Here is a 25,118-nt window from a genome sequence, read left to right as displayed (position 1 = left end):
CGCCGAGGGTTGCGCTCACCGCGACGAAATCGCGCGACAGCTAGATCTTCTCGATGTTCGCCACGATCTCCCCGGCGATCTCGCTCGCCTGGTCGACGATGTCGTCGCCGCACGCCCACGTCTCGACAACGACATTGGATGCCACGGACAACGCGTGATGGCAGCCGCCGCTGGGAGCGCCCTCGGGCGTCGACATCTGGCTGATGGTGGTCTCCTCGGCCGTGACTTCGCTGACCGCCCATTCCAACGGCTGGTTGTCCTGGTTGTAGGTGACGATCGAACCGACGCAGTTGTCCCAGGTGGCCTGCGAGGTGTCGAAGAAGTCCCGCGCTTCTTGAGACGACGGGTACAGCACCACGGCCTGCTCGATCCAATGTGCGTTGTCCTCGCCCGGTTCCCGCACGATCTGGTCGCGAAGCGCGGTCCATCCGGTGTCGCCGTACACGAGTTCCTGCGCGCCGAACGCGGCCGCCAGACACTCGGGGTCCGATACCGCTTCGGAGTTGTCGTTGAGCTCATCGAGTTCCAGGGTCACCTCGAGGTCGAACGATCCGACGATGTCGTTGAGTTGTTCGACCGGGACCAGCAGCTGGTCGAGGTCCGATTCCGTCAGCGTCGTCTCGAAAGGCGGCGCGTCCGGGTCGCGCATCGCCGAACCCGTCACCGTGTTGACGCATCCCGACAGCAGTCCCGAAAGGATCACCGCGACACCTGTCGCGCACAGCCGGGTCATGCCCGTCGTGAAGGCCACGTGCTCATTGTCGCTGACCGAGCGAATCTTCGCGGGACTACTCGAGCGAATAGGCGTCGGCGGTCAACTGAGTTCGCTGACCTTGTCCATCATCAACCGCGCGATCTCGATCGCGCTGGTTTCCACGTCGCCGCCCTTTCGGCTCGACGGATTGCTGAAGAACGCGACGTCGACCTCGACAAGGCAATTCGCCCGCACCCCGAGTGCCCGCGCGACGGGGCTCGACGAGCCGTCGACGGTATGACCGAAGTCGACGGTCGCGGCCACGACCGAGTCCTCAACCCGCACATCGGAAACCGTATCGGTGAAGTAGCCGCCGCGCACCTGCTCCTTGACGATCGTCACGGTCGTGCCCTCGCAGTCCTGCCACTGCTCGGCGAAGGTGTCGAAGAGCTCATTGGCGCTGGCGACGCTGTCGAGCGCCACGACGCCGGCCTCGGCCGCGAGCACCGCACCGCCGGGCTCGTCGCCTTCCCATTGTTCGCCGGCGATATCGGTGACGGCGGCGGATTCGTATGTGCTGCGCTGCATCGGGGTCACCGCGCCGACACAATCGTGCGGCGACGCATCGCTTTCCGTGGCCAGCCCGTCGGGCAGATCGTCAAGGCCGCCCGAGCGGGGGGCCACGTAGGTGTCCTCCTTGAGCTGCTGCTCGAGGATTTCGGTGAGCTCATCGATCTCGGGAAGCGCCTGGACCACGTTCTGCCCGGTGAGCGGCTTCGGCGCCAGGTCCGCGGCCGGCTCCACGGCACCGTCGACCATCCGGGTGCAACCGGTCGCGAGGACCAGGGTCGCCATCAGCAACCCGAGTTTGCCGATCGCGGTCATCAGCAGTCACCCCCAACGTCAGACACCGTCGTCTGACCCTACTACGCGCTGACTGCCAGCAAACGCGCCAACCGCACCGCCCCGGTTACTTCTTGGGCTTGTCACCTGCCGCATCGGTGGACAGGGCGGCGACGAACGCCTCCTGGGGGACGTCGACCCGGCCGATGGTCTTCATCCGCTTCTTGCCCTCTTTCTGCTTCTCCAGCAGCTTGCGCTTGCGGGTGATGTCACCGCCGTAGCACTTCGAGAGCACGTCCTTGCGAATGGCCCTGATGTTCTCCCGCGCAATGATTTTCGAACCGATGGCGGCCTGCACCGGCACCTCGAACTGCTGGCGTGGGATGAGCTCTTTGAGCTTGGTCGTCATCTTGTTGCCGTAGGCCGACGCCGAATCCTTGTGCACGATGGCGCTGAACGCGTCGACTGCCTCACCCTGCAGCAGGATGTCGACCTTGACGAGATCGGCGGCCTGCTCGCCGGCTTCCTCGTAGTCGAGACTGGCGTAGCCACGCGTGCGGGACTTGAGCGAGTCGAAGAAGTCGAAGATGATCTCGCCCAACGGCATGGTGTAGCGCAGCTCGACCCGCTCCGGCGACAGGTAGTCCATGCCGCCGAGCTCGCCGCGCCGCGACTGACAGAGCTCCATGATGGTGCCGATGAACTCGCTCGGCGCGATCACCGTCGTCTTGACCACCGGCTCGTAGACCTCGCGGACCTTGCCCTCGGGCCAGTCCGACGGGTTCGTCACGACGATCTCGGAACCATCGTCTTTGATCACCCGGTAGACCACGTTGGGCGAGGTGGAGATCAGATCGAGGTTGAACTCGCGTTCCAGACGTTCACGGGTGATCTCCATGTGCAGCAGCCCGAGGAAGCCGCACCGGAAGCCGAAGCCGAGCGCCACCGAGGTCTCGGGCTCGTAGGTCAGCGCGGCGTCGTTGAGCTGCAACTTGTCCAGCGCGTCGCGCAGGTCCGGATAGTCCGAGCCGTCCACCGGATACAGACCCGAGTACACCATCGGCTTGGGCTCGCGGTAACCGGTCAGCGCCTCCGTCGCGCCTTTGCGCGCCGTCGTCACGGTGTCACCCACCTTGGACTGGCGGACGTCCTTCACACCCGTGATGAGGTAACCCACCTCGCCGACACCCAGGCCCTCGCTGGCCTTCGGCTCGGGCGAGACGATGCCGACCTCGAGCAGTTCGTGGGTGGCCCCGGTCGACATCATCGCGATGCGTTCGCGCGGGGTGATCTTGCCGTCGACGACACGCACGTACGTCACGACACCGCGGTAGATGTCATAGACCGAGTCGAAGATCATCGCCCGCGCGGGGGCGTCGGCGTCACCGGTCGGCGCGGGCACCTGCCGCACGACCTCGTCGAGCAGCTCGGCCACGCCCACACCCGTCTTGCCGGACACCCGCAACACGTCCGACGGCTCACAGCCGATGATGTGCGCGAGCTCGCCGGCATACCGCTCCGGGTCCGCCGCGGGCAGGTCGATCTTGTTGAGCACCGGGATGATCGTGAGATCACGGTCGAGCGCGAGATACAGGTTGGCCAGCGTCTGCGCCTCGATGCCCTGCGCGGCGTCGACCAGCAACACCGCGCCTTCGCACGCCTCCAAAGCGCGCGACACCTCGTAGGTGAAGTCGACGTGTCCCGGCGTGTCGATCAGGTGCAGCACGAACTCGTCGTCACCGACTTTCCACGGCAGCCGCACGTTCTGCGCCTTGATGGTGATGCCGCGCTCGCGCTCGATGTCCATCCGGTCGAGGTACTGGGCCCGCATCGACCGGTCGTCGACGACGCCGGTGAGCTGCAACATCCGGTCCGCCAGCGTCGACTTGCCGTGGTCGATGTGGGCGATGATGCAGAAGTTCCGAATCTGCGCCGGCGCAGTGAACGTCTTGTCGGCGAAGCTGCTGATGGGAATCTCCTGGTGAGCGTGGGTCTCGGGCACGTCGTGTGCGCCTCCAGGGTATCGAGCAACGACCGTTGCGACACAATCGCGGTGCCGTCGGCCTGACCTATGCTCGTCACATGGCGTCGCAGTGGAAGACGTTCCAGAAATTCGCGGAGAACCTCGTGTTCAACGAGGCGCCCAAGCTCGTCCGCCAACTCCAACGGCCCGAGAACGTGCCACGGACCGTGCAACAAGGCATCCAGCAGGGCATCAAGCTGGGACTCGAGGTCTTGGCCGGCGGGCCCGGCGACAAAGCCCCCGCCATCACCGCGGGCCGCCCGGTGTCCAAGCACAGTGTTCCCACCGCGCACCGGGCCCGAAAACTCGTCTACTCCCCCGACCTCGACGGCCGCGCCGATCCCGGCGAGATCGTCTGGACCTGGGTGGTCTACGAAGACGATCCGACGAAGGGCAAGGACCGCCCGGTCCTCGTGGTGGGCCGTGACCAGCGCACCCTGCTCGGGCTCATGCTCTCCAGCCAGGACTACCACCGCGACGACCCCGACTGGGTCGGCATCGGTACCGGCACGTGGGACTACGACGGCAGGCCGAGCTGGGTCCGGCTCGACCGCGTGCTCGACGTGCCAGAAGAAGGCATCCGCCGCGAAGGCGCCATCCTCGACCGTGACCGCTTCGAGGTGGTCGCCGCGCGCCTGCGCACCGAATACTCCTGGAGTTGACGGCTCGGGGGCATTAATTCGGCGGGAGCGGGCATTCAATGCCAATGACCGCGCAACCGCCCGATCCCGACCCGGCCAGCACTCCCGACCTGGAACCCGGAGGTGGCGTGACGCCCGGGGCCACCCCGCCGGACTCCGGTCAGACCTCGGGCCTCGGCGAACCCGAGCCACGCCCCAAGAACAAGGTCACGCCCACATCCGTCGCGGCCATCATCGGGCTCGCCGTCCTGCTGGCGTTCTTCATCGCCGCCGGCGTGCTGCTCATCCTCAACATGACCGGGGTGTTCGACTAACTCACCGCGGCTGCCGCCACATCTGCCTCATCGTGGCTGCCGCCACATCGGCGTCATGATGGGGCCACCATCGGGCAACTGGATCTCGCCCGTGACCTCGAAACCGAACCGCATGTAGTACGGCACATTGTCGGGATTGCTCGACTCGAGGTAGGCCGGGGCGTGCTCGGCGTCCACTCGATCCAACCGCGACTGCATCAGCGCATGCCCGAAACCGCCGCCGCGCACCGTGGGATCGCTGCCGATCACCGCCAGATACCAGTGCGGCTCCTCGGGGTGGTGCTCCTTCATGAGTTCGACTACCTGCTGCCCGCGCCCCATGCCGCGCCCGAAGGCCAGAAAGAGGGCGGGCAGCATCCGCAGCTCTTCGACTTGGGTCTGCTTCCATCGGCCCGGACCGTCCCAGAGCGCCGCCGCACCGATGACCCCGTCTCGGCTCGCCACCTCCGGAGCCCCACGGGTCAGGAAGTGATGGCGCGTGATCGTGGCGAACAACTTCGGCAGGCCTTTGGCCCGCCGCGCTTCGTCGGCCAACACCCACTTCATCACCGGATCGTCGTAAAACGCGCGGCCCAGGACGGCACCGAGCTGCTTGACATCGGGTTTGCGTGCGGGGCGGACATCTACGGCGGCCACCCGACCACAATCGCACACTTGTATCGCGGCGACGCTACGGTTTTTGACGAAAATGGGCCGGAATCCGTCAGAAACCGTAGTCTCGCTGACGAATTCGACTGGGCCACAACGTGACCGAGCGGTCAGCGCCCCTGGGTGATGTAGGCCTGCAGCTGTTGCTGTTCGGCTTCCAGCTCCTCCATACGGGTCTTGACGATGTCGCCGATGCTCACGATGCCTGCGAGTCTGCCGTTGTCGAGGACCGGGATGTGCCGGACGCGGTTCTCCGTCATCAGCACGCTGAGATGGTCGACGGTGTCACGCGGTGTGCACGTCGCCACGACAGTCGTCATGATCTCCGACACCGGCTGCGCCAGCAGGCTGCTGCCGCGCTCGTGGAGTTTGCGAACGACGTCGCGCTCCGACACGATGCCGATCAGCCCGTCCGGCCCGATGACCACCATGGCACCGATGTTCATCTCGGCCAGGCCCGCCAACAGCTCGGTCACCGTGGTCTCCGGCGAAATCGTGGCCACCGCCGCGCCCTTGTTCTTCAGCACATCTGCGATTCGCATCGCCCGCCTCCGATCGTGATGCACCTCACACCAGGCTAGGTCGGCGAGAGGCGCTGCGAAAGGGCTTTCCTCACGTCGTCGCCTCGGAATAAATCGAGGCACCCATGGGCTGCACCGTCGCGAGCCCCTGCGACCGACGAACGAGGGAACGGCACATGAGCACATCACATTCGGTACCCACCACCCAGCTCGGCGACGAATTGGCCGTCAGTGCAATAGGTTTCGGCGCCATGGCACTTACCCCGGTGTACGGCGAGGTGGACGACGCCGAGTCGCTGGCGACGTTGAACCGCTGCCTGGATCTGGGTGTGACCTTCATCGACACCGCCAACATCTACGGCGGCGGGGAAAACGAGAAGCTGATCGCCAAGCTGCTGGCCGACCGGCGTGACGAGGTCACCCTGGCGACCAAGTTCGGGATCGAGGGCAATCCGGCCGACCGGGCCGCCGGACGGCCCACCGCCCGTGGGGACGCCGAGTACGTGCGGCGCAGCATCGACGAGAGCCTGCAGCGGCTGCAGACCGACGTCGTCGACCTCTACTACATGCACCGCCGTGACGTGAGAGTGCCGATCGAGGAGACCGTCGGCGCGATGGCCGAGCTGGTCACCGCGGGCAAGGTGCGGCACCTGGGCCTGTCCGAAGTGACCGCCGACGAGCTGCGTGCAGCCGTCAAGGTGCACCCGATCGCGGCAGTGCAGAGCGAATGGTCCATCTGGAGCCGCGATGTCGAGCGCAACGTCGTGCCGGCGGCCGCCGAGCTCGGCGTGGGATTCGTGCCGTACTCCCCGCTTGGTCGCGGATTTCTCACCGGGACTCTGCGGTCGGCCGCCGATCTGGCATCCCCCAACGACTTTCGCAAGACCATGCCCCGGTTCGCCGAGGGTTCGCTGGACGCCAACCTTGCCGTCGTCGACGCCATCCGGTCGATCGCCGAGTCGATCAGGGCCACACCGGCTCAGGTCGCACTGGCGTGGCTGCGCTATCGCGCCGAGGCGCTGGGAATCGCCTCGGCGCCGATTCCGGGCACCAGACGCGCCGCGCGGGTCGAAGAGAACCTGGGCTCGCTTTCGGTGACGCTGACACCCGAACAGCTGACCGCGTTGAACGAGGCCGGGGCGGCCGTATCCGGTGACCGCTACACCGACCTCAACTGGGTGTCGGCCGGACGCGAATAACGACCGGACTTCGCGCCGCGGTTTTCAGCGTGTCCCGGTCCGGGAACCGGTAGGAATGACGCCATGATCGAGGTCACGCTCCTCGGCACCGGCAGCCCCATCCCCGATCCGGATCGGGCCGGCCCGGCCACCCTGGTGCGCACCGGTGACCAGACCTTCCTCGTCGACTGCGGCCGCGGCGTCCAGCAGCGCCTGGCCGCGGCCGGCTCAGGTGCCAATCGGGTGACCGCGCTGCTGCTCACCCATCTGCACAGCGACCACATCGCCGATCTCGGCGACGTGATCATCACGCGGTGGGTCACCACGTTCGCGCCTGATGTACCGCCGCTGCCGATCATCGGTCCGCCGGGGACCGGTGAGGTGGTGGCGGCGACGCTGAAGGCGTTCGGATTCGATATCGGTTACCGCATCGCCCACCACACCGACCTCACCGGTCCACCGCCGGTCGAGGTTCACGAACACACCGACGGGCCGGTGTGGGATCACCACGGCGTTCACATTCGCGTCGCACCGACCGATCACCGACCCGTGGCCCCGACCATCGGGTTCCGCATCGAGCACGGCGGCGCATCGGTGGTGTTGGCCGGCGACACGGTGCCGTGCGAGAGCCTGGACCGGCTCGCCGGCGGTGCGGGCGCCCTCGTGCACACCGCGATCCGCAAAGATCTCATCGAAACCCTTCCGCAGCAACGGATTCGCGACACCTGCGACTACCACTCGTCAGTGCAGGAGGCGGCGGCCACCGCGGCCAGGGCAGGCGTCGGGATCCTCGTCCTCACCCATTACGTGCCCGCGATCGCGCCCGGCGCAGAAGAACAATGGCGCGCGCTGGCCGCCACCGAATTCGACCGGCAGATCGAACTCGGCGACGATCTGCACCGCGTCGAGGTGCATCCGGGCGTGTGCGTCAAGCCAGCCGGGTGATCTCGACGACCACGTCGAGATCCGTCGAGCCCTCGCCGGAGTAGATTCCCTTGAGCGGGGCCACATCCGCGTAGTCGCGGCCCACGCCCACGCTGATGTACTGCTCGTTGATCTCGGCATCGTTGGTCGGGTCGTAATTCCACCAGCCACCCGTCCACGCCTGGACCCATGCATGGCTCTGGCCGTCGATGGTGTCGCCCAGCGCGGCCTTGCGCTTGGGGTGCAGATAACCCGACACATAGCGAGCCGGAATACCCATGGACCGCAACATGATCAACGTCAGGTGCGCGAAATCCTGACAGACGCCCTTGCCTTCGCGCAATGCGTCCAGACCCGACGAGTGGACGCCCGTGGTGCCCGGCACGTAGTCGAGTTCACTGCGCACCCACTGCGCCACGGCGATCACCGCGTCGTGCGGGTCGTGTTCCTTCGCGATGCGCTCACCGACACGCTGAATGCGCTTGCTGCGCGGCGTGTAGTGGGTCGGGCCGAGCACCTCGTCGAACCGGTCGAACACGGCCTCGGACCGAAGATCGTCCCAGCTCACCAACTCGTCAGGCTTCTCGCCGACCTCGGTCTCGACCACCGATGCCGAGGTCACCTCCAGTTCGGTGTGCGGTGCGTGCAGATCGAACGCCGTCACTGCGGTGCCCCAGTAATCCACATAGCGGTAGGACCTGGTGGCGGGCACGGTCTCCACGCGGTTGAGGATCACGTTCTGCCGGGAATCCGACCGCGGGGTCAGGCGTGCCTCGTTGAAGGATGCGGTGACCGGCGAGCGGTAGGCGTAGCCGGTTGAGTGCACGACCCGCATGCGCCACATCTAGAGCTCCCCTTCTTCGATCACCAGCGCCTCACCGTGCCCGGCATCGGTCCAGGCCACCCACGGCGCCGAATGGAAATACTGCAGCGCCAACGCATCTCCGACCTCGCGGCAGGTCTTCTGCAGACCGGCCAACCGGGTTTCGAGGGACTCCAGCAGCACCCCCGGTTGCATGAACTCCAACTCACTGCGGGCCCGGCCCAGCAGCCGCTGCGCTTCGGCGGTCGCACCGAGCCGGTTGTGGGGCCGGTTGAGCAGTTCGTCGAGACTGATCTCGGCCAGCCGCAGCGAGAAGAAGATCGACCGCGGGAACAGCCGGTCCAGCATCATGAACTCGACGACCCGTCCGGCGTCGAGCACGCCGCGGTACGTGCGCAGGTAGGTGTCGTGCGCACCTGCCGAGCGCAGCAGCGTCACCCAGGCCGGCGACGAGCCGCTGTCCCCGACCCGGGACAACAGCAGCCGCACCGTCATGTCGACGCGTTCGATCGCCCGGCCCAGCAGCATGAATCGGTAGCCGTCGTCGCGGCTCAACGTCGAATCCGCCAGTCCGGCGAACATCGCTGCCCGGCCCTCGACATAGGACAAAAATTCATGCGGCCCAAGGCGTTTGGCGGCCCGTTCCCGTTCGGCGAGCGCGTTGTATGTCGTGTTGAGGCACTCCCAGATCTCGGTCGAGGTGACCTCGCGGGCGCCTCGGGCGTTCTCCCGGGCCGCCGAGATGGCGTCGACGATCGATGCCCCGCCGTAGGTGTCGCGGCTGAACGCGACGATGTCGGTGAGCGACCAGACATCGAGACGATCCTTGGGCGGATCGATGCCGAGCACCCGCAGCAGCGTCCGTGACGCCTGGTCGGGATCGACACTCGAATCCTCCAGCAGCTGGTGGATCGTGACGTCGAGAATGCGTGCGGTGTCATCCGCGCGCTCCACGTAGCGTCCGATCCAGTACAGCGATTCGGCGTTGCGTGCCAGCATCTGTGCCCCCTACTGCTGCTGTTGGGACGACGAGCCGTCGGGTATGCCGTCGGCTTTGGGCCCTTTGGCCGACTTGGGCAACGCCCGGACCACCTCCGCTGCGGCCAACTCGCGGTCGGCCACCGATGTCCGCGACGCCAGCACCCACGTGTCCTTGGATCCGCCGCCCTGACTGGAGTTGACCACGAGCGAACCCTCCGGCAGCGCGACGCGGGTGAGGCCGCCGGGCAGCACCCAGACGTCGTTGCCGTCGTTGACCGCGAACGGCCGCAGGTCGACGTGACGTGGGGCCAGCTTGCTGTCGATCTGGGTCGGGACGGTCGAGAGCTGCATGACCGGCTGGGCGATCCATCGGCGCGGATCGCTGCGGATTTTCTTGGCGATCGCCGTCAGCTCTTTGGCCGACGCATCCGGCCCGAACACGATGCCGTAGCCGCCCGAACCTTCGACGGGTTTGATGACCAGCTCGTCGATCCGGTCGAGCACTTCCTCGCGTTCGTCGTCCAGCCAGCACCGGTACGTGTCGACATTGGCCAACACCGGCTTCTCACCGAGGTAGTACTCGATGATGGTCGGCACATAGGTGTAGACGAGCTTGTCGTCGCCGACACCGTTGCCCACCGCGCTGGAGATCACCACATTGCCGGCCCGGGCCGCGTTGAGCAGGCCCGCGACGCCGAGCACCGAGTCCGGCCGGAACTGCATCGGGTCCAGGAACGCGTCGTCGATGCGCCGGTAGATCACGTCGACCTGGCGCTCGCCTTCGGTCGTGCGCATGTAGACCGCGTTGTCACGGCAGAACAGGTCGCGGCCCTCGACCAGCTCGACACCCATCTGACGGGCCAGCAGCGAGTGCTCGAAATACGCCGAGTTGTAGACGCCCGGTGTCAGCACCACGACGGTGGGATCGGCGACGTTGGTGGGCGCCGCGTTACGGAGGGCCCGCAGCAGGTGTGACGAGTAGTCGCCGACCGCTCGCACGCGATGGGTCGCGAACAGGTTCGGGAAGACCCGCGCCATAGTCCGCCGGTTCTCCATCACATAGGACACGCCCGACGGTGAACGCAGATTGTCCTCGAGCACCCGGAAGTCACCCTTGGCGTCACGGATCAGGTCGATGCCTGCGACGTGGATCCGCACGCCGTTGGGCGGAACGATGCCCGCGGCCTCACGATGGAAGTGCTCACAGGAGGTGACCAGGCGGCGCGGGATGACCCCGTCACGCAGGATCTCCTGCTCACCGTAGATGTCGTCGAGGTACATCTCCAGCGCCTTGACGCGCTGGGTGATGCCGCGCTCCAGCCGCGACCACTCGGCCGCCGAGATCACCCGCGGCACGAGATCCAGCGGGAACGGCCGCTCCTGACCCGACAGCGAGAACGTGATGCCCTGGTCGATGAACGCCCGGCCCAACGCCTCCGAGCGGGCCTGCAACTCCGAGGCGTCCGACGGAGCAAGCTCGGCGAAGATGCCCTTGTACGGTCCGCGCACGTTGCCGGCCGCATCGAACATCTCGTCGAACGCCTCGGAGTACCGCCCCAAGCGGTTGTAGCCGTCGAAGACGCCCCGATGTTTGACGCGCGGCGGCGGGGTGCTGCGCGACCGGGCGGAATCAGCCGGCCTCTCGGAAGCGACGGTTCGAAGGCTCATCCCCAACATGCTGCCCCACCTGCGGGCTTTTCGCCGGTTCAACGACACAGCCCGTTTCGCCAGGCCAACGGGTGGGTTGGGGTGGTAGAACGGGGTGGAAAGCCCGGGGTTCAGCGGTCGGCGCTTTGGGAGTTCCGGCGTGGCACTGGTACCCTGAACAGTCGCTGCCCGCGGAACGGTGGGCACACACAGACTTCGGTAACCCCAGCTAGAGAATTAGAAGGAACTTCTTCGTGGCCAACATCAAGTCGCAGGAAAAGCGCATCCGCACCAACGAGCGTCGTCGGCTGCGCAACCAGTCGGTGAAGTCGTCGCTGCGTACGTCCGTGCGCGGATTCCGCGAGGCCGTCGAGGCCGGCGACAAGGAGAAGGCTGCCGAGTTGCTGGTGTCGACCAGCCGCAAGCTCGACAAGGCCGCCAGCAAGGGCGTCATCCACGCCAACCAGGCCGCCAACAAGAAGTCGGCGCTGGCGCTCGCGCTCAACAAGCTCTGATCTTCACTTCTCACTTCCAGGCCCGGTTCACCGGGTGGCTCCTTCCCCGGTTCACCGGGAGGCGAGTTCCGCCACCCGGCGTACCGCTGCCTCAAGGGCGTAGTCGGCATCTGCCGCTGCGCCCTTTACGTCTGCATTGAGCGCGGCAACCACGCGCATCGCTTCGGCCACCGAATCCCGCGACCACCGGCGGGCCTGCTTCTGCGCCTTCTGCACGCGCCACGGCGGCATCCCCAGCTCCCCGGCCAGCCGGTACGGGTCACCGGACAGCGGCCCAACGCGCGCGATCGTGTGTACGGCCTCCGCGAGCGCGTCGGCCAACACCACGTGCGGCTCGCCGGCGAGCATCGCCCACCGCAACGACTCGGCCGCCCCGGACACATCGCCGAGCACCGCCTTGTCGGCGATGTCGAAGCCCTTCACCTCCGCCTTGCCGCTGTGATAGCGGCGCACCGCGGCCGCGTCGACCTGCCCGTCGGTGTCGGCCACGAGCTGTGAACACACCGCGGCCAACTCCCGGATGTTGGAACCGACCGCGTCCAGCACCGCGGAGACGGTGTCATCGGACACCTTGGTGCGCAGCCTGCGGAACTCGCCCCGCACGAAATCCGCGCGCTCAGCCGGCTTCACGATGCGCGCACACGGATGCACCTGCGCGCCAAGCTTTTTCAGCTGGTCCGCCAGAGCCTTCGCTCGTCCGCCGCCGGAGTGGATCACAACCAGCACCGTCCCCGGTGGGAGATCGGCGGCCGCCGAGGCGATCAGCGAAACCGCATCCTTGCCCGCCTCCGCCGCGGACTCCAGGACCACCAGCCGTTGTTCGGCGAACAACGACGGACTGAGCAGCTCGGCAAGTTCGCTGGTGCTGACATCGCCGGCGCGCAGGCGGTCCACCGGCACGTCATCGGATCCCGCCTGTTTACGGGTGTCACGCAGCACCTCTGCCACCGCACGCTCGACCAGCAGTTCCTCATCACCCAGTACCAGGTGCAGCCCATCGGCCTGTTGGCTCACGCCATGATCGTTTCACGCCCGCCCGACACCGCTGACAATCAGGTTTGGAGTGCGCCGGCGAGCGTCCACGCCAGCAGACCGAACGCCAGCACGGCCAGGCTCCGGCCCATCCACCGTCGTGCCCAGCCCAGCTGCCAGAGCACGGACAGCGCGATACCGACCGCGGCCACCGACACCACGCCAGCGAACCCCGACGGCGTCGGCACCGTCGAGCCCGGCACCGAAGACGCCCACCGCGCCACCGAAAGCAGCCACCACAACTCGGGTCCGGTGAAGCGGATCAGCAGTTGTGCGCCTGCCGGCCACACCGCCGCCATGGCCGCCGCCGCAGTCCCCAGCACGGTGATGGGCGGAATGACTGCGGCGACTGCCAGATTCGCTGCCACCGCGACCACGCTGAACGTTCCCGATATACCCGCCACGAGCGGGGCGGTCACCAGTTGGGCAACCACCGCGACACAGACGGCCGCCGCCAGCGGACGCGGCCAGCCACGCGCCTCCAGCCGCTGCGACCACACAGGTGCGATGACGACGATGCCCGCCGTCGCACACACCGACAACGCGAATCCGGCATCGACCGCGAGCTCGGGTGCCCCGATCATCAGCACCAGGACGCTGGCCGCCAACGCCGGTATGGCCCGACGCCGCCGGTGAGTCAGGACCGCCAGCAGCGTGACCGCGCCCATCACCGCGGCGCGCAGCACACTGGCCGACGGTTGCACGACGACGACGAAGCCGACAAGGCCGAGGGCGGCCAAGACCACGGCAGACCGTGGACCCACCAGAGACGCCGTCAGCAGCAGCGCACCGCACACGATCGTGACGTTGGCGCCTGAGACCGCTGTCAGATGCGTCAGCCCAGCCGCCCGGAACTGCGCGGTGGTCTGCGCACTGACGGTCGCGGTGTCGCCCAGCACGAGAGCGGGCAGCATCGCGGCCTGGTCGGCAGGCAGTGCGGTGCGAGCCGCGTCGGCGAAGTCCGAGCGGACGCGCTGCGCACCGCGTTGCACCGCCGAGGCACCACCGACCGACGGCTGACCGGTCGCCGAGACCACGGCCACCGTGAGGTCGAGGCGGCCGGGCCGTGCGATCGCCGCACGAAACCGCGCAAACCTCCCGGGTGCGACATCGGAGTAACCGGCGACCGGTGCGAATACGAGGACACGCCCCGACAACTCGTGCGGTCCGAGGGAAGAGAGCTCACCGCGGAACATCAGGCGACCGCCTTTGACGACCCGTGGCGTCTCGCTCGGCATGACCGTCACTTCGGCGGTTGTCCCGTACCGGTCGACGATCGGATGGTGGCGGACCTGATACACCCGCATCCCGATCGCCGCGGCGAAACCCACGCCGACAATCGCCACCGCCAAGACCGCGGCGGTGCCGGCGCGCACTGCGCCACCGACTCTCGCCGCGGCAGCGGTGAGAAGCGTCGCTGCCACGAGCGCGATGACGGATCCTGGGACGTACCAGAGGATTCCGGCCGCTGTCACGAGCCACGCGGTCAGCGCCGCGGGAACCAGACGCAGATCCAGACCCTCGCCGTCAGTCGCAGTCGGCGGCGGCGATGTCACACGCGGACCAGCGCGCGCAGCTTCTCGAGCCGGGCCGGGCCGATGCCGTCGACATCGCCGAGTTGGTCGATGCTGGCGAACCGGCCGTTGGCGGCGCGCCAGGCCACGATGGCCTCGGCGGTCACCGGTCCGATTCCGGGCAGCGCGTCGAGTTGCTCGACCGTCGCAGTGTTGAGATCGACCGGCCCCGCCGGATCATCCGCCGGGGCCGCGGCTGCCGGGGTCGCCTTCTCCCCCGCGATCGAACTGCCCATCGTCGTCGGCTCCCCGGGCGGTGCGGCGATGCCCACGACGATCTGTTCGCCGTCGGCAACCCGGCGCGCCATGTTCAACCCGATCAGGTCGGCACCGTCGACCGGACCTCCCGCCGCGGTGAGCGCATCGGCGATCCGGGCGCCGGAGTCGAGCGTCACCAACCCGGGTTTGTGTACGAGGCCGACGACGCTGACCACCATCGGACCGTCCGGTGCGGCAGTCGCCGGTGTCGGGCTGGCTGACGAAACCATCTGCACCGGTGGAAGGTTCGCGGCCGTGACGGGCGGAGGCCGGTCGCGGATCAGGGTGAAGACCGTGACGAGCACCGCGAGCACGCCGACGCCGACGAGTGCCAACACGCCGGTGCGCCCGGGGTCGGCGCGTACGGAGGCCAGCCAGCCCCGGGATTCGGTGTTCGTGGTATCAGGCAGCCACCGCGACAGCGTGGTGTCCGGAACTTCAGGTTCGCCCGCGGGGGTATCTTCGCGATCGTCGGGCGCACCGAGCCGGCGATGCAGCCGCTGCACGGGCAATTCGGTTCCCATGCCCGCGACGGTAGCTGCGGATGCCCACGATTCCGGTCGTGCGGACCGGCTCAACCGCCTGGTTGTGGATGAAAACCGATCTGTGGATAACCTGACCGCCGCGAGTTCGGCTACCCGGCGCGCTTGTCGGAGCGATCGCGGGTCGGCCGATTCTCCTTGGGATCCTCCGATTTGTCGTGCTGCAAAGTCTTCCGCGATGCATCGGCCGGCCGACCCGTGACCGATCTGACTGTGCGGCTCACGTCACGCACGAGCTTGCGCACCGGCCGATCTGCTGTCTTGGTGTCGTCGGATGCCCTTGATGGCTCGGCGGTTGCGGAAGCCCGGGTGGCCGCGCGGCCGGCCTCGCGATGAACCCTCGTGGCCGGCGGCGGTGCATCGGCCGAACTCGCCGAGGCCGGCTGCACCTCGGCCCTCGACGTCTCCGTCGTCGGCCCCGCCGTGCGGAACGGATTGTCAAGCGCGCCACGGATGTTCGTCACAGCGGTGTCGACCGAGTCCGACACGATGTCCGATGCCACGTCGACCACCTCGGTGGCCTGCGCGGCCGCGGCGCTGACCGCGGCGAGCGGGTCACCCGAGCGGGCGAGCTCCTGCGCACCGGCATCGACGGTCTGGACGACGCCGAGCACCAGCAACTCTCCGGCCTGAAACGCCACGGCGGCAGTGACTTTGATGGCCTCGACGGCAACCACCTCGGGCAACGTCTCGGCTCCGGTCTCGGTCGGCACCGGCACGCCGGGCCCCGGCAGCGGCTGATTGAGCGCCGCCAGCACCGTTTCGCGGGCAGTGTTGACGGCGTCGGGTAATTCGGCGGGCGTGAGCACCGCCGAACCCACCCGCATCAACTGAACGACCGCGATCTCCAGGGTGTTGAAGGCCTTCGGGACAACACGGTTGACGTCGTTGAGAATGATGCCCTCGGCGGCGTCATTGGCGGCACCGGTCACCGACGCCGCCGCCGTGCCGACCGCCCGCGGCAGTGAGCCCGTCGCCGCCAGCGCGTCGAGGAATATCACCGGCGTCTGCACCGCCGCCAGCGGAACGGTGATCGCCCCCTGCACGACGAACGGGCAGATCACGCTGCAGTACAGCACCTGGTTGCGCAGGAACGCCAGTGGGATCGCGCCGAGGGGCGGTGACGCGGTGAGCTGGACCTGGGCGTTGACCAGACGTGGCCCGTGCAGTTCCGGCGACGCCGCCACCGGTGCGGCGACGAGCGCTGCCGCACCGGCGGCAGCGAGGGTGGTCAGGACGGTGGACTGGATGCGCGCATACACGTCTGCCCCCAAGAGTTGTGTTCCGGACACTGCTCTTACACACGGGCTTCGACGGTGAAAAGTTCAACGCTCATCCGCCGTGTGCGGCAAGCACCGATATCCGCGGCCCTGCCCCGTCCTCGGTGACCAGGTATGTCACTGTCGGGCAATTGAGTTCGTGGCCATGGCGATCGCGGCGCGAGAACGTACCCCGGATCAGCGCCGACGTCGAGTTCAGCGACGTGAGCTCCAAGTGCACCACGTCGGTGTGGTCATAGCCGATCGCCCGGAGCCCGTCCAGTTCGCCCTGCATGACGGCGGCCACGTCCTCCTCGGTGGTCAGGGTGACGACACCGTCGTCGCTGCTGATGATCAGCGGACGTCCGTAATGTCGCAGCAGGGCCGCCAAGTCGCCGTCGCCGCGGGCACAAGCCACGAAGGCGGACAGGTACGTCTGAAACCAGCCCGCATCGATCGCCATGGCTAGCCGACCGCTCGGGTGGAGGATGGTCCCGGCGTCACGCGCTCCAGGAACCGCAGGAGTTCGACGGGGAACGGCAGCACCACGGTGGAGTTCTTCTCGGCAGCCACCTCGACGACCGTCTCCAGCAGCCGCAATTGCAGCGCTGCGGGCTCGGCCGCCATGACATCGGCAGCCGCGGCGAGTTTCTCGGAGGCCTGCAGTTCTCCGTCGGCGGTGATGACGCGCGCTCGCCGTTCCCGTTCGGCCTCGGCCTGTCGCGCGATCGACCGCTTCATGGAGTCCGGCAGCACCACGTCCTTGATCTCGACGCGGTCGATGTGGATGCCCCAGCTCACCGCCGGATTGTCGATGAGCAGTTCCAGACCCTGGTTGAGCCGTTCCCGGTTGGACAGGAGATCGTCCAGGTTGCTCTTGCCGATGATCGACCGCAGCGAGGTTTGCGCCACCTGCCCGATCGCCGACATGTAGTCCTGTACGTCGACCACCGCGCGGACCGGGTCGATCACGTTGAAGTAGATGACCGCGTCGACGCGCACTGTCACGTTGTCGCGGGTGATGCCGTCCTGTGCGGGGATGGGCATCGTGATGATCTGCATGTTGACCTTCTGCAGTCGGTCCGCGACCGGTATCAGCATCGTCAGACCGGGTGGCCTGACATGGTTTTGAACCCGGCCGAAGCGGAAGACCACGCCCCTCTCGTACTGCTTGACCACGCGGACGTTGCTCACGCAGACCCAGGCCAACACCAACACGGCGGCCGCCGCCACGCCGAGCGAATAGACCATGTCCATGATCTGACCTCGATTCATGGAGTCGCGGTGTTCGACCCCACAGTTCGATTGTGCGACGCCGGTGCGTCCGCTGCCAGAACCGACCGAGAGGCCGCCGAGTGAACAATCTGCCCGATAGTGTCTACTGCACTGGACAGGCTCATCGAGGAGACGATTCATGACCGCAGGGCAACCGCCGCTTCGCGTGATCCAGTGGACCACCGGCAACATCGGCCGGCGTTCACTGCACGCCATCATCGGCCGCGACGACATGGAACTGGTGGGCGTGTATGCCCACGGCTCCGACAAAGTCGGTGTCGACGCCGCCGAATTGGCGGGCTGGCGGGAACCGACGGGGGTTCTGGCCACCAATTCCGTCGATGAACTGCTCGAGCTCAAGCCGGACGCGTGCTGTTACAACCCGCTGTGGCCGGATGTCGACGAGCTCACTCGGCTACTGTCGGCCGGGGTCAACGTGTGTTCGAGCGCGGCCTGGATCACCGGCGGCAAGCAGACCCCCGAGGATTTGCAGCGGATCCGGAAGGCTTGCGAGACAGGGAATTCCACGATCTTCGGCAGCGGCGCCCACCCCGGTATGACGAATATGGTCGGCATGGTGCTGTCCGGTTCATGCGAGCGGGTCGACGAAATCCGGATCACCGAGTCGGTGGACTGCTCGACCTACGAGTCGGCCGGAACCCAGACCGCCATGGGTTTCTCGCAGGATCCCGAAACGCCGGGTTTGGCCGAGAGCGTACGGCGCGAGAGCGAGGTGTTCGCCGAGTCCGCGGCGATGATGGCCGATGCCATCGGCGCGACACTGGATCGGATGACGTTCGACGTCACGTTCACCGCGGCCACCGGCGACTCCGATCTCGGTTTCATGCAGATCCCGAAGGGCACCGTCGCGGGCGTGTTCGGCTACCACCGCGGCTGGGTCGGCGACAAGAACGTCGTCAGCGTCGGATTCAACTGGACGATGGGCGATCACGTCACGCCGCCCAAACCCCTTGAGCACGGCCATGTCATCCAGGTTTTCGGGTTGCCCAACATGCGTACCGTGCTGCACTGCCTGCCACCCAAGGACTGGACCGAGCCCGGGTTCATGGGCCTCGGAATGATCTACACCGCGCTGCCGGTGACCAACGCGGTGCCCGCAGTGGTCGCCGCCCCGCCCGGGATCGTCACGCTCAAGGATCTGCCACCGATCACCGGACGCTTCGCGGGCTGAGACGGCCGGCGAGCCTGTCCTTGCCGGGCCCGTCCAGATCGGTCAACGCAGCGCCTCGGCCCGCCATCGCCATGAGCACCGCCTCACCGGGGCCGCGCACCTCGGGTCCGCGACCCCACGACCAGTCGAGATCCGTTGCGACGAGCCGTACTCCGCGCGTCCGTAGCGCGCCGCGCAGCGGCGGCGCCCAGATCGCGAAGTTCAACACGACGCGCAACCGGTCCGGCGGAATCACCCGAGGCAGGCCCAGTGACCGACGTATGTCCTGTTGGTGGATCATGCCGTCGGCGAGTGCGATCCGCCCGCCGAACCCGGTGGTCAAGCCTCTCGGCTCGGCGTAGCGCCGAAACAGTGCGATGAGCTCACCGGGCTGTTTGCCGGCGTCCTCGGCGACGCCGACCGCGTTGGCGCCGCCGCGCGTCACTAGTCCCTTCGCCATGCGACGGATCGTCTCGCCGCGGCTCAACGCGTCGTAGCCGATCACGTGCGCGGCGACGTCGCGAACCCGCCAGTCCCCACACAGCGTGGGACTGTCCCACTGCTGTGGCGTCAAACCGTCGAGGAACTCGGCGAATTCGGTGCGCTCGTCGCGCGCGAGTTGCATGGTCGAGCTCACGAATCCACGCTCTCCACGAGCGCACCGTAACGGCTGAGGTAGAGCGGCCAGCCGGCGTCGCCGTCGACTCCGGAAACAACGGCCTCCCAACCATCTCCATGCCGGTCGATGTGGCGATGTTCGAGTTCGACACGCGTGCGCGTCTGCGACTCGGCGACGAAGCGCACTTCGACCTCGCTGCAGCGGACCGGGTCGGTTTCGATTTGCCAGGTGGGGCCGATGTCCCAGGCGAACACGACCCGGTTCGGTGGATCGAGTGCGATGACGCGCGCCCACGCGCATACGCTGCCGTCGACGCCGCGGTCGTAGATTCTGCCGCCAGGTCTCGCCTCGAAGACGGTCTCGGCGATCGGGACGGCCAGCAGGTTGTGTTCGCGGGGCTTGAAATCGCCGAACTGCTCGGTGAATACGCGGAACGCCCGCTCCAGCGGTGCATCGACCACGATGTCGTGGCGGATGGTTCCCAGCCTGGCCTGACTCATGTGGGGTCTCCTTCCTGGCGCTCTACGACTTCCTTGAAACCGGCCAAGGCCTGCACCCAGAACCGGTCGAGATAGTCACGCAACGCCACCAGGCCCGCCTCGTTCACGCGATACAGCCGCCGGGTGCCCGCGATCGACTCGACCACGAGGTCGGCGTCTTTGAGCACCCGCAGGTGTTGGGAGACAGCGGGACGCGAGATGGGTAATTGGTCGGCGAGGACGCCCACCGCCACCGGACCGTCGGCGAGTTTCTCGAGGATCGACCGACGAGTCTTGTCGCCGAGCGCGTCGAGGACGGCGGATGCGGACGCGGACACTTGGTAAGTGTGAACTAACGGTAAGTCAACGTCAACCGTTAGTTGCGACTTACGGACTTACGGATACACCTCGACCGCCACCCCGACCGCGCCCCCACCGACGTGGACCGCCAGCACGGGCCCCATGTCGGTGACCGTGAGCGATGCGATCTGCGGAAGTCGGGTGGTCAGTGCCGCACCGATTTCATCGGCCGCGTCGCGGTTGTCGACGTGGTGCACGACCACGCTCGCCTGCCGGTCGCCGACGACCTCCGCCACCTGATCGACGAGGGCTGCATGCGCTTTCGAGATGGTCCGGATCCGTTGTGACAACACGAGCCGACCGTCCACGTCGAGGCGCAGCAACGGCTTGAGTGACAGCGCGGTGCCGAGCCAGGACGCCGCCGTGCCGATGCGGCCGCTGCGGCGGAGGTTGTCGAGCCGGTGCACGACGATGAACGCGTGTCCATGTCCGACCGCGTCGCGCGCGGCCGCCTCGACGGCGTCCAGATCCGCACCCGCACCGGCTGTTCGGGCCGCGGCAAGCGCTACGAAGCCGACGCCCATGGCCGCCGAGCGCGAGTTGACGACCCGCACCGCTTGGCCGAATTCACGGGCCGCGAGCACCGCCGAACTGTAGGTGCTCGACAGTGCGGCCGAAATATGAACCGCGACAACGCCATCCCCACCGCTGTCGGCGAGTGCCTGCCGGTACACGTCAGCGAGTTCCGCCGGCGTCGCGCCGGACGTCGTGACTTTCGCCCGGTCCTGGATGTCGGACGGTACCGGGTCGACGCCGTCGCGCAGGTCGGTGTCGTCGTCGAGCACGTGTAACGGCACCTGCCGGATCTGCCATTGTTCGCGGTGTTCCTGGCACAGCCGCGACGACGAATCGGTGACCACTACGACTGCCATGTCAGTCGGCGGAATTCTCTTGTGACACACCGGCTGTGGCGAGGCCTTTGAGCATGAGCTCGGCCACTGCGCGGTGGGCTTCGAAGTTCCAGTGGATCCCGTCGGGATTGCCGCGGCCGTTGAGCACCTCGTCGGCGACCGCGGCCTTGAGGTCGACGAGCGCGACATCGTGCTCCTCGGCCCAGGCCGTGATCGCCCGCACGGTGCGCTCCCGGCCGTGATGCGCCTTGCCGTAGGTCTCGGCGATGTGCACGGAAGGCAGTGAGGCCACCACCGGTATCCCGGGCCGGTTGAAATCAATTGCGTTGCGCGTCATCTCAAGATATTCGACCGTCACGTGTGGCGGCAGCGCCGACCGCGCGATGGGCGAAAGACGTGGTTGGGCCCAGCCATAGCCGTCGCGGACCCAGCGTCGCAGCCACGCCGGACGCACGTAGCGGATCAGCTCGCGCAACGCCGTCGGCAGCGGCGATGGCAGGGAATCCATGCCGCTCGTCGCGAAGATCACGGCACCGGCGCGCGGAAGGGCCGCCCACGATCGGGGGTCCTGGGTCGCGGCCCACCAGACGTCGCGGCACGTCCAACCGATCCGGCCGATGAGCTCCAGGTCCCAGCCGAGCTGGTCTGCCACGATGTTGGGCCAGATGCGCGGATCGTCGGACGGCAGGCCGCCGGTCGGGCCGAAGTAGGACAGCGAGTCGGCGAACACCAACAGCACCGGCCTGCGCTCGGCGGAGCGCTCAGAGGACATCGTTGGCAACCTGAGCCGACGCGTTCCACACGTCCAGCCGCCACCGGATCGCCGGGAAATCCGCGTCGTCGGCGGAATGCCCGGACAATTGGACCCAGCTCGCATTGCCCATACCGCCCAGCACGGGCCAGTTGTCGACGGGCAAGCCCAGCAAGCCGGCGGTCAACGCCGCGATCAGCCCACCGTGAGCGACCAGCACAACCGGGCGCTCCGGTCCGTCGATCCCCCACTCCTGTTGTTCGGCAACGAGTTCCGCCACGACGGGCATGCTGCGTTCGGCGACGTCGACACGGCTCTCGCCGCCGTGGGGCGCCCATCGCGCGTTGTCGCGCCAGGCCAGCCGCGCACCCGGCGCCGCCGCGTCCACCTCGAGATGGGTGAGGCCCTGCCAGTCGCCGAGATGGGTTTCCCGCAGCCGCTGGTCGACCTCGACCGAGATTCCGGCGCGATCGCCCAGTGTCACCGCGGTATCCAGCGCGCGCTTGAGATCCGACGACACGATCAGCAGGGGCTGGCGTTTCGCCAGCACCTCGGCGGCTGCTGCCGCCTGGTCACGGCCCAGGTCCGACAGCTCGGTGTCGAGCTGCCCCTGCATCCGGCTACCGGCGTTGTACTCGGTCTGACCGTGACGCAGCATGACCAGGCGGCGCACCCTCATTCGGCGTCTCCGTCCGGCGCTTCAGGCTGCCGATCGAGATCCACCGGCACCAGCGGGCAGTCCTTCCACAGCCGGTCCAGCGCATAGAAGTTGCGTTCATCCTGGTGCTGGATGTGCACGACGACGTCGACGTAGTCGAGCAGCGTCCAACGACCTTCTCTGGTGCCTTCCCGGCGGGCGGGCTTGTAGCCGGCGCGCCGCATCTTCTCCTCGACCTCGTCGACGATCGCGTTGACCTGCCGCTCGTTCGAGGCCGACGCGATCACGAAGCAGTCGGTGATCACGAGCTGCCCCGACACATCGATGACTACCACGGCGTCGGCAAGCTTGGAAGCCGCGGCCTGCGCGGCGACGGTGGCCATTTCGACGGCTTCGGCGGTGGCGGTCATCGGGCTGCCCCCGCGTTCGTCGCGTCGGCGGTATAGAGGCCGCGCTTGGCCACGTACTGCACCACGCCGTCGGGCACCAGGTACCAGATCGGCCGAGACTGTTCGGCCCGCCTGCGGCAATCGCTCGACGAAATCGCCAACGCCGGCACCTCTACAAGTTTGAGCGCATCGGGCGGCAATTCTTCAAGCGCCGCGGAGATGTGTTTGCCGTCGAGTTCGTAACCAGGTCGGCTCACGCCGACGAATCGCGCCATCGAAAACAGGTCCTCCCAGTTCTGCCAGGACAGGATCGACGCCAGTGCGTCAGCACCGGTGATGAAGTACAGATCCGCGTCCGCGTTCAAATCGCGCAGGTCGCGCAGGGTGTCTTTGGTGTAGGTCGGACCGCCGCGGTCGATGTCGACACGGCTCACCGAGAACCGCGGATTGGACGCGGTCGCGATCACCGTCATGAGGTAGCGGTCCTCGGCCTCGGTCACGCGCCGATCGTGCTTTTGCCACGGCTGACCGGTCGGCACGAACACGACCTCATCGAGGTCGAACAGGTCGGCAACCTCACTGGCCGCCACCAGGTGCCCGTTGTGAATGGGATCGAACGTCCCACCCATCACGCCGAGCCTGCGTCGAGAAGCCACGAATAGCCAGCTTACGGCAGCGTCGGTGCCACCTCAGACGGGCAGCAGCCCGTCGATGACCGCGGCCAGCTGCTTGGCCGAGCGGCACTCGTGCATCGGGATGACGTCGAGGTATTTCGGCACCGCGGAGTCCCCGCTGCCCCACAGGTGCTTGGGTTCGGGGTTGAGCCAGTGGGCATGGCGGCTGGACGACACCATGTGCGCCAGCAGCTCGGCCTCCGGGTTGCGGTAGTTGTTGCGGCCGTCGCCGAGGACGAGCAGTGAGCTGCGCGGCGACAGCACGTTCGGATACTTGTCGAGGAAGGACACGAACGCGTGCCCGTAGTCGGAGTGCCCGTCGCGGGTGTACACCCCCGCTTCGCGGGTGATGCGCTGGACGGCCACGGCCAGATCGGACTCCGGGCCGAACAGTTGGGTGACCTCGTCGGTGGTGTCGATGAAGGCAAAGACGCGAACCCTGCTGAACTGCTGACGCAGCGCCGACACCAGCATGAGCGTGAAGTGGCTGAAGCCCGCGACCGAGCCCGAGACGTCACACAGCACCACGAGTTCCGGACGGGCCGGATGCGGCTTCTTGAGCACGACATCGATCGGCACGCCGCCGGTGGACATGGACTTGCGCAACGTCTTGCGCAAGTCGATCTCCCCGGCGCGCGAGCGCCGGCGACGAGCGGCCAGCCGGGTCGCCAGGGTGCGGGCCAGCGGGGCCACCGTCTTGCGCATCTGCTTGAGCTGCTCGCCCGAGGCACGCAGGAACTCGACGTTCTCCGCGAGCTGCGGCACCCCGTACATCTGGACGTGTTCACGGCCCAGCTGTTCGGCGGTGCGGCGCTTGGTCTCCGACTCGACCATCTTGCGCAGTTGCGCGATGCGCTGGGCGGCCAGCGCCTTGGCGATCTCCTCCTGCGTGGGGGTGGGTTCCTCGCCGTACGGTGCCAGCAGCCCGGCCAGCAGGCGGCCTTCCAGGTCGTCGAGGCTCATGGCCTTGAGCGCCTGATACGACGAGTACGACGGTCCGCGGCTGGAGTTGTAGCGGCCGTAGGCCTCGACGATCTGGGCGATCATCGCCGCCAGTCGGTCATCGAGGTTGGCCAGCTCGTCGTTGTCGGTGAGCATCTGCACCAGTGCCGCGCGCATCGCTTCGATGTCCTCGGGCGGCAGGGTCTGCCTGTCTTCGGCCGGATCGTCAGTGGCGTCGTCGTCGAGTACGGTGCGCGCGCCCAGCGCCGCCGGGAAGAACAGGTCGAACATCGCGTCGTAGGTGTCGCGGTGGTCGGCGCGGCGCAACACCGCGCATGCGATGCCTTCGCGCAATGCTTCGCGATCGCCGAGACCGAGCACCGTGATCACGCGCCCGGCATCCACCGTCTCCGACGGCCCCACCGAGATGCCCTGCCCGCGAAGGGCTTCCACGAATTCCACGAGATGGCCCGGCAGGCCGTGGGGGGCCAGTGGCTGCGGTGGTCGGGTCCGGCGCGACGCCATCAGTCGT

Annotated in this window: 29 protein-coding genes; 6 read left to right on the top strand and 23 right to left on the bottom strand. The window is 67.4% G+C overall.

Annotated elements, in window-relative coordinates; genetic code table 11:
- Positions 1-40: 40 nt before the first annotated feature.
- From AWC31_RS30955 to lepA, 3 genes are all read right to left on the bottom strand, one after another.
- Positions 41-751: a sensor domain-containing protein gene (locus tag AWC31_RS30955; RefSeq protein ID WP_234817055.1), complete on the bottom strand. Its 711-nt coding sequence runs from the start codon at positions 749-751 to the stop codon at positions 41-43.
- A gap of 63 nt (positions 752-814) precedes the next feature.
- Complete coding sequence (locus tag AWC31_RS30950; protein WP_085148675.1) at positions 815-1,579, bottom strand: sensor domain-containing protein; 765 nt, start codon at positions 1,577-1,579, stop codon at positions 815-817.
- An 85-nt stretch (positions 1,580-1,664) separates the two neighbouring features.
- Positions 1,665-3,539, bottom strand: a complete 1,875-nt coding sequence (gene lepA, locus AWC31_RS30945; RefSeq protein WP_085148672.1) for a translation elongation factor 4 — start codon at positions 3,537-3,539, stop codon at positions 1,665-1,667.
- Positions 3,540-3,619: 80 nt separating this feature from the next.
- Here lepA and AWC31_RS30940 point away from each other — a divergent pair, with 80 nt between their 5' ends.
- Both AWC31_RS30940 and AWC31_RS30935 read left to right on the top strand, forming a co-directional pair.
- The gene (locus AWC31_RS30940; protein ID WP_085148669.1) at positions 3,620-4,222 is read left to right on the top strand and encodes a type II toxin-antitoxin system PemK/MazF family toxin; all 603 of its coding nucleotides are present in this window, start codon (positions 3,620-3,622) and stop codon (positions 4,220-4,222) included.
- A gap of 44 nt (positions 4,223-4,266) precedes the next feature.
- Positions 4,267-4,515, top strand: coding sequence for a DUF6480 family protein (locus tag AWC31_RS30935; RefSeq protein ID WP_085148666.1), 249 nt, complete (start codon positions 4,267-4,269; stop codon positions 4,513-4,515).
- 27 nt (positions 4,516-4,542) lie between these two features.
- Here AWC31_RS30935 and AWC31_RS30930 read toward each other — a convergent pair whose 3' ends face one another.
- Entirely contained in the window at positions 4,543-5,151 is a 609-nt protein-coding gene (locus AWC31_RS30930; RefSeq protein ID WP_085148662.1) for a GNAT family N-acetyltransferase, read from the bottom strand.
- Between the two features lie 122 nt (positions 5,152-5,273).
- Positions 5,274-5,705, bottom strand: a complete 432-nt coding sequence (locus tag AWC31_RS30925; RefSeq protein ID WP_067847065.1) for a CBS domain-containing protein — start codon at positions 5,703-5,705, stop codon at positions 5,274-5,276.
- Positions 5,706-5,860: 155 nt separating this feature from the next.
- On the opposite strand from AWC31_RS30925, the gene AWC31_RS30920 reads away from it, so the two are divergent.
- Both AWC31_RS30920 and AWC31_RS30915 read left to right on the top strand, forming a co-directional pair.
- Complete coding sequence (locus AWC31_RS30920) at positions 5,861-6,883, top strand: aldo/keto reductase (RefSeq protein WP_085148659.1); 1,023 nt, start codon at positions 5,861-5,863, stop codon at positions 6,881-6,883.
- Positions 6,884-6,946: 63 nt separating this feature from the next.
- A complete protein-coding gene (locus AWC31_RS30915; protein ID WP_085148654.1) occupies positions 6,947-7,807 on the top strand; it encodes a ribonuclease Z in 861 nt (286 codons plus the stop codon).
- Here the strand turns inward: AWC31_RS30915 and AWC31_RS30910 are convergent.
- From AWC31_RS30910 to AWC31_RS30900, 3 genes are read right to left on the bottom strand one after another with little or no spacing between them, the layout of a single operon-like run.
- Positions 7,791-8,630: a transglutaminase family protein gene (locus AWC31_RS30910; RefSeq protein WP_085148651.1), complete on the bottom strand. Its 840-nt coding sequence runs from the start codon at positions 8,628-8,630 to the stop codon at positions 7,791-7,793. The genes AWC31_RS30915 and AWC31_RS30910 overlap by 17 nt on opposite strands.
- Positions 8,631-9,608 carry an alpha-E domain-containing protein gene (locus AWC31_RS30905; protein ID WP_085148648.1) on the bottom strand — a complete coding sequence of 326 codons (978 nt, stop codon included), beginning with the start codon at positions 9,606-9,608 and terminating at the stop codon, positions 8,631-8,633.
- A gap of 9 nt (positions 9,609-9,617) precedes the next feature.
- The gene (locus tag AWC31_RS30900) at positions 9,618-11,120 is read right to left on the bottom strand and encodes a circularly permuted type 2 ATP-grasp protein (RefSeq protein ID WP_234817086.1); all 1,503 of its coding nucleotides are present in this window, start codon (positions 11,118-11,120) and stop codon (positions 9,618-9,620) included.
- A 371-nt stretch (positions 11,121-11,491) separates the two neighbouring features.
- On the opposite strand from AWC31_RS30900, the gene rpsT reads away from it, so the two are divergent.
- Positions 11,492-11,752 carry a 30S ribosomal protein S20 gene (rpsT, locus tag AWC31_RS30895; protein ID WP_067847077.1) on the top strand — a complete coding sequence of 87 codons (261 nt, stop codon included), beginning with the start codon at positions 11,492-11,494 and terminating at the stop codon, positions 11,750-11,752.
- A gap of 51 nt (positions 11,753-11,803) precedes the next feature.
- Here the strand turns inward: rpsT and holA are convergent, their stop codons facing one another.
- The 6 genes from holA to AWC31_RS30865 all read right to left on the bottom strand — a co-directional run bounded on the left by holA (position 11,804) and on the right by AWC31_RS30865 (position 17,674).
- Complete coding sequence (gene holA / locus AWC31_RS30890; protein WP_085148642.1) at positions 11,804-12,766, bottom strand: DNA polymerase III subunit delta; 963 nt, start codon at positions 12,764-12,766, stop codon at positions 11,804-11,806.
- Between the two features lie 38 nt (positions 12,767-12,804).
- Positions 12,805-14,340: a ComEC/Rec2 family competence protein gene (locus AWC31_RS30885; protein ID WP_085148639.1), complete on the bottom strand. Its 1,536-nt coding sequence runs from the start codon at positions 14,338-14,340 to the stop codon at positions 12,805-12,807.
- Positions 14,337-15,140: a ComEA family DNA-binding protein gene (locus tag AWC31_RS30880; RefSeq protein WP_085148635.1), complete on the bottom strand. Its 804-nt coding sequence runs from the start codon at positions 15,138-15,140 to the stop codon at positions 14,337-14,339. Before AWC31_RS30880 ends, AWC31_RS30885 begins: the two co-directional genes overlap by 4 nt.
- Before the next feature lie 110 nt (positions 15,141-15,250).
- Positions 15,251-16,432: a hypothetical protein gene (locus AWC31_RS30875; protein ID WP_133060234.1), complete on the bottom strand. Its 1,182-nt coding sequence runs from the start codon at positions 16,430-16,432 to the stop codon at positions 15,251-15,253.
- Between the two features lie 58 nt (positions 16,433-16,490).
- Positions 16,491-16,880 (bottom strand): DUF6841 family protein, encoded by a 390-nt coding sequence (locus AWC31_RS30870; protein WP_085148629.1) that lies wholly within the window; start codon positions 16,878-16,880, stop codon positions 16,491-16,493.
- A gap of 2 nt (positions 16,881-16,882) precedes the next feature.
- Positions 16,883-17,674: an SPFH domain-containing protein gene (locus AWC31_RS30865; protein WP_067847907.1), complete on the bottom strand. Its 792-nt coding sequence runs from the start codon at positions 17,672-17,674 to the stop codon at positions 16,883-16,885.
- 157 nt (positions 17,675-17,831) lie between these two features.
- Here AWC31_RS30865 and AWC31_RS30860 point away from each other — a divergent pair, with 157 nt between their 5' ends.
- Positions 17,832-18,884: an NAD(P)H-dependent amine dehydrogenase family protein gene (locus AWC31_RS30860; protein ID WP_085148626.1), complete on the top strand. Its 1,053-nt coding sequence runs from the start codon at positions 17,832-17,834 to the stop codon at positions 18,882-18,884.
- On the opposite strand, the gene AWC31_RS30855 is transcribed toward AWC31_RS30860, so the two are convergent.
- The 9 genes from AWC31_RS30855 to AWC31_RS30815 are packed head-to-tail and all read right to left on the bottom strand — an operon-like array spanning position 18,862 to position 25,111.
- Positions 18,862-19,488, bottom strand: a complete 627-nt coding sequence (locus AWC31_RS30855; RefSeq protein WP_085149876.1) for a maleylpyruvate isomerase family mycothiol-dependent enzyme — start codon at positions 19,486-19,488, stop codon at positions 18,862-18,864. The two genes, AWC31_RS30860 and AWC31_RS30855, sit on opposite strands and share 23 nt — an antisense overlap.
- 8 nt (positions 19,489-19,496) lie before the next feature.
- The gene (locus AWC31_RS30850; protein ID WP_085148623.1) at positions 19,497-19,982 is read right to left on the bottom strand and encodes an SRPBCC family protein; all 486 of its coding nucleotides are present in this window, start codon (positions 19,980-19,982) and stop codon (positions 19,497-19,499) included.
- Positions 19,979-20,299, bottom strand: a complete 321-nt coding sequence (locus AWC31_RS30845; protein WP_067847114.1) for an ArsR/SmtB family transcription factor — start codon at positions 20,297-20,299, stop codon at positions 19,979-19,981. The genes AWC31_RS30850 and AWC31_RS30845 overlap by 4 nt, the downstream gene beginning before the upstream one ends.
- Before the next feature lie 57 nt (positions 20,300-20,356).
- Entirely contained in the window at positions 20,357-21,193 is an 837-nt protein-coding gene (locus AWC31_RS30840; protein ID WP_067847116.1) for a DegV family protein, read from the bottom strand.
- A gap of 1 nt (position 21,194) precedes the next feature.
- Positions 21,195-21,944 (bottom strand): diglucosylglycerate octanoyltransferase, encoded by a 750-nt coding sequence (octT, locus tag AWC31_RS30835; protein WP_085148620.1) that lies wholly within the window; start codon positions 21,942-21,944, stop codon positions 21,195-21,197.
- Positions 21,934-22,602: a glucosyl-3-phosphoglycerate phosphatase gene (gpgP, locus tag AWC31_RS30830; protein ID WP_085148617.1), complete on the bottom strand. Its 669-nt coding sequence runs from the start codon at positions 22,600-22,602 to the stop codon at positions 21,934-21,936. Before gpgP ends, octT begins: the two co-directional genes overlap by 11 nt.
- On the bottom strand, positions 22,599-22,991 hold the full coding sequence (gene rsfS / locus AWC31_RS30825; protein ID WP_085148615.1) for a ribosome silencing factor: 393 nt from the start codon (positions 22,989-22,991) through the stop codon (positions 22,599-22,601). The genes gpgP and rsfS overlap by 4 nt, the downstream gene beginning before the upstream one ends.
- Positions 22,988-23,626: a nicotinate-nucleotide adenylyltransferase gene (nadD, locus tag AWC31_RS30820; protein WP_085148613.1), complete on the bottom strand. Its 639-nt coding sequence runs from the start codon at positions 23,624-23,626 to the stop codon at positions 22,988-22,990. Before nadD ends, rsfS begins: the two co-directional genes overlap by 4 nt.
- 33 nt (positions 23,627-23,659) lie before the next feature.
- Entirely contained in the window at positions 23,660-25,111 is a 1,452-nt protein-coding gene (locus tag AWC31_RS30815; protein ID WP_085148611.1) for a vWA domain-containing protein, read from the bottom strand.
- Positions 25,112-25,118: the final 7 nt, after the last annotated feature.

Source organism: Mycolicibacterium wolinskyi (assembly GCF_002101965.1).
Lineage (GTDB): Bacteria > Actinomycetota > Actinomycetes > Mycobacteriales > Mycobacteriaceae > Mycobacterium > Mycobacterium wolinskyi.
Note: the sequence above shows the minus strand (reverse complement) of the source record. Positions and strands in the feature narration are given on the sequence as shown.

What these genes read in the sequence shown, in the direction of transcription:
- AWC31_RS30855 (WP_085149876.1), bottom strand. Translation starts at nt 19,488, where the DNA reads ATGCAACTCGCGCGCGACGAGCGCACCGAATTCGCCGAGTTCCTCGAC.
- AWC31_RS30935 (WP_085148666.1), top strand. Translation starts at nt 4,267, where the DNA reads ATGACCGCGCAACCGCCCGATCCCGACCCGGCCAGCACTCCCGACCTG.
- AWC31_RS30910 (WP_085148651.1), bottom strand. Translation starts at nt 8,630, where the DNA reads ATGTGGCGCATGCGGGTCGTGCACTCAACCGGCTACGCCTACCGCTCG.
- octT (WP_085148620.1), bottom strand. Translation starts at nt 21,944, where the DNA reads ATGTCCTCTGAGCGCTCCGCCGAGCGCAGGCCGGTGCTGTTGGTGTTC.
- AWC31_RS30880 (WP_085148635.1), bottom strand. Translation starts at nt 15,140, where the DNA reads ATGGGAACCGAATTGCCCGTGCAGCGGCTGCATCGCCGGCTCGGTGCG.
- AWC31_RS30840 (WP_067847116.1), bottom strand. Translation starts at nt 21,193, where the DNA reads ATGGCAGTCGTAGTGGTCACCGATTCGTCGTCGCGGCTGTGCCAGGAA.
- AWC31_RS30815 (WP_085148611.1), bottom strand. Translation starts at nt 25,111, where the DNA reads ATGGCGTCGCGCCGGACCCGACCACCGCAGCCACTGGCCCCCCACGGC.
- AWC31_RS30915 (WP_085148654.1), top strand. Translation starts at nt 6,947, where the DNA reads ATGATCGAGGTCACGCTCCTCGGCACCGGCAGCCCCATCCCCGATCCG.
- AWC31_RS30940 (WP_085148669.1), top strand. Translation starts at nt 3,620, where the DNA reads ATGGCGTCGCAGTGGAAGACGTTCCAGAAATTCGCGGAGAACCTCGTG.
- AWC31_RS30925 (WP_067847065.1), bottom strand. Translation starts at nt 5,705, where the DNA reads ATGCGAATCGCAGATGTGCTGAAGAACAAGGGCGCGGCGGTGGCCACG.
- AWC31_RS30905 (WP_085148648.1), bottom strand. Translation starts at nt 9,608, where the DNA reads ATGCTGGCACGCAACGCCGAATCGCTGTACTGGATCGGACGCTACGTG.
- AWC31_RS30865 (WP_067847907.1), bottom strand. Translation starts at nt 17,674, where the DNA reads ATGGACATGGTCTATTCGCTCGGCGTGGCGGCGGCCGCCGTGTTGGTG.
- AWC31_RS30950 (WP_085148675.1), bottom strand. Translation starts at nt 1,579, where the DNA reads ATGACCGCGATCGGCAAACTCGGGTTGCTGATGGCGACCCTGGTCCTC.
- AWC31_RS30920 (WP_085148659.1), top strand. Translation starts at nt 5,861, where the DNA reads ATGAGCACATCACATTCGGTACCCACCACCCAGCTCGGCGACGAATTG.
- AWC31_RS30870 (WP_085148629.1), bottom strand. Translation starts at nt 16,880, where the DNA reads ATGGCGATCGATGCGGGCTGGTTTCAGACGTACCTGTCCGCCTTCGTG.
- AWC31_RS30860 (WP_085148626.1), top strand. Translation starts at nt 17,832, where the DNA reads ATGACCGCAGGGCAACCGCCGCTTCGCGTGATCCAGTGGACCACCGGC.
- AWC31_RS30850 (WP_085148623.1), bottom strand. Translation starts at nt 19,982, where the DNA reads ATGAGTCAGGCCAGGCTGGGAACCATCCGCCACGACATCGTGGTCGAT.
- AWC31_RS30900 (WP_234817086.1), bottom strand. Translation starts at nt 11,120, where the DNA reads ATGTTCGATGCGGCCGGCAACGTGCGCGGACCGTACAAGGGCATCTTC.
- rsfS (WP_085148615.1), bottom strand. Translation starts at nt 22,991, where the DNA reads ATGACCGCCACCGCCGAAGCCGTCGAAATGGCCACCGTCGCCGCGCAG.
- gpgP (WP_085148617.1), bottom strand. Translation starts at nt 22,602, where the DNA reads ATGAGGGTGCGCCGCCTGGTCATGCTGCGTCACGGTCAGACCGAGTAC.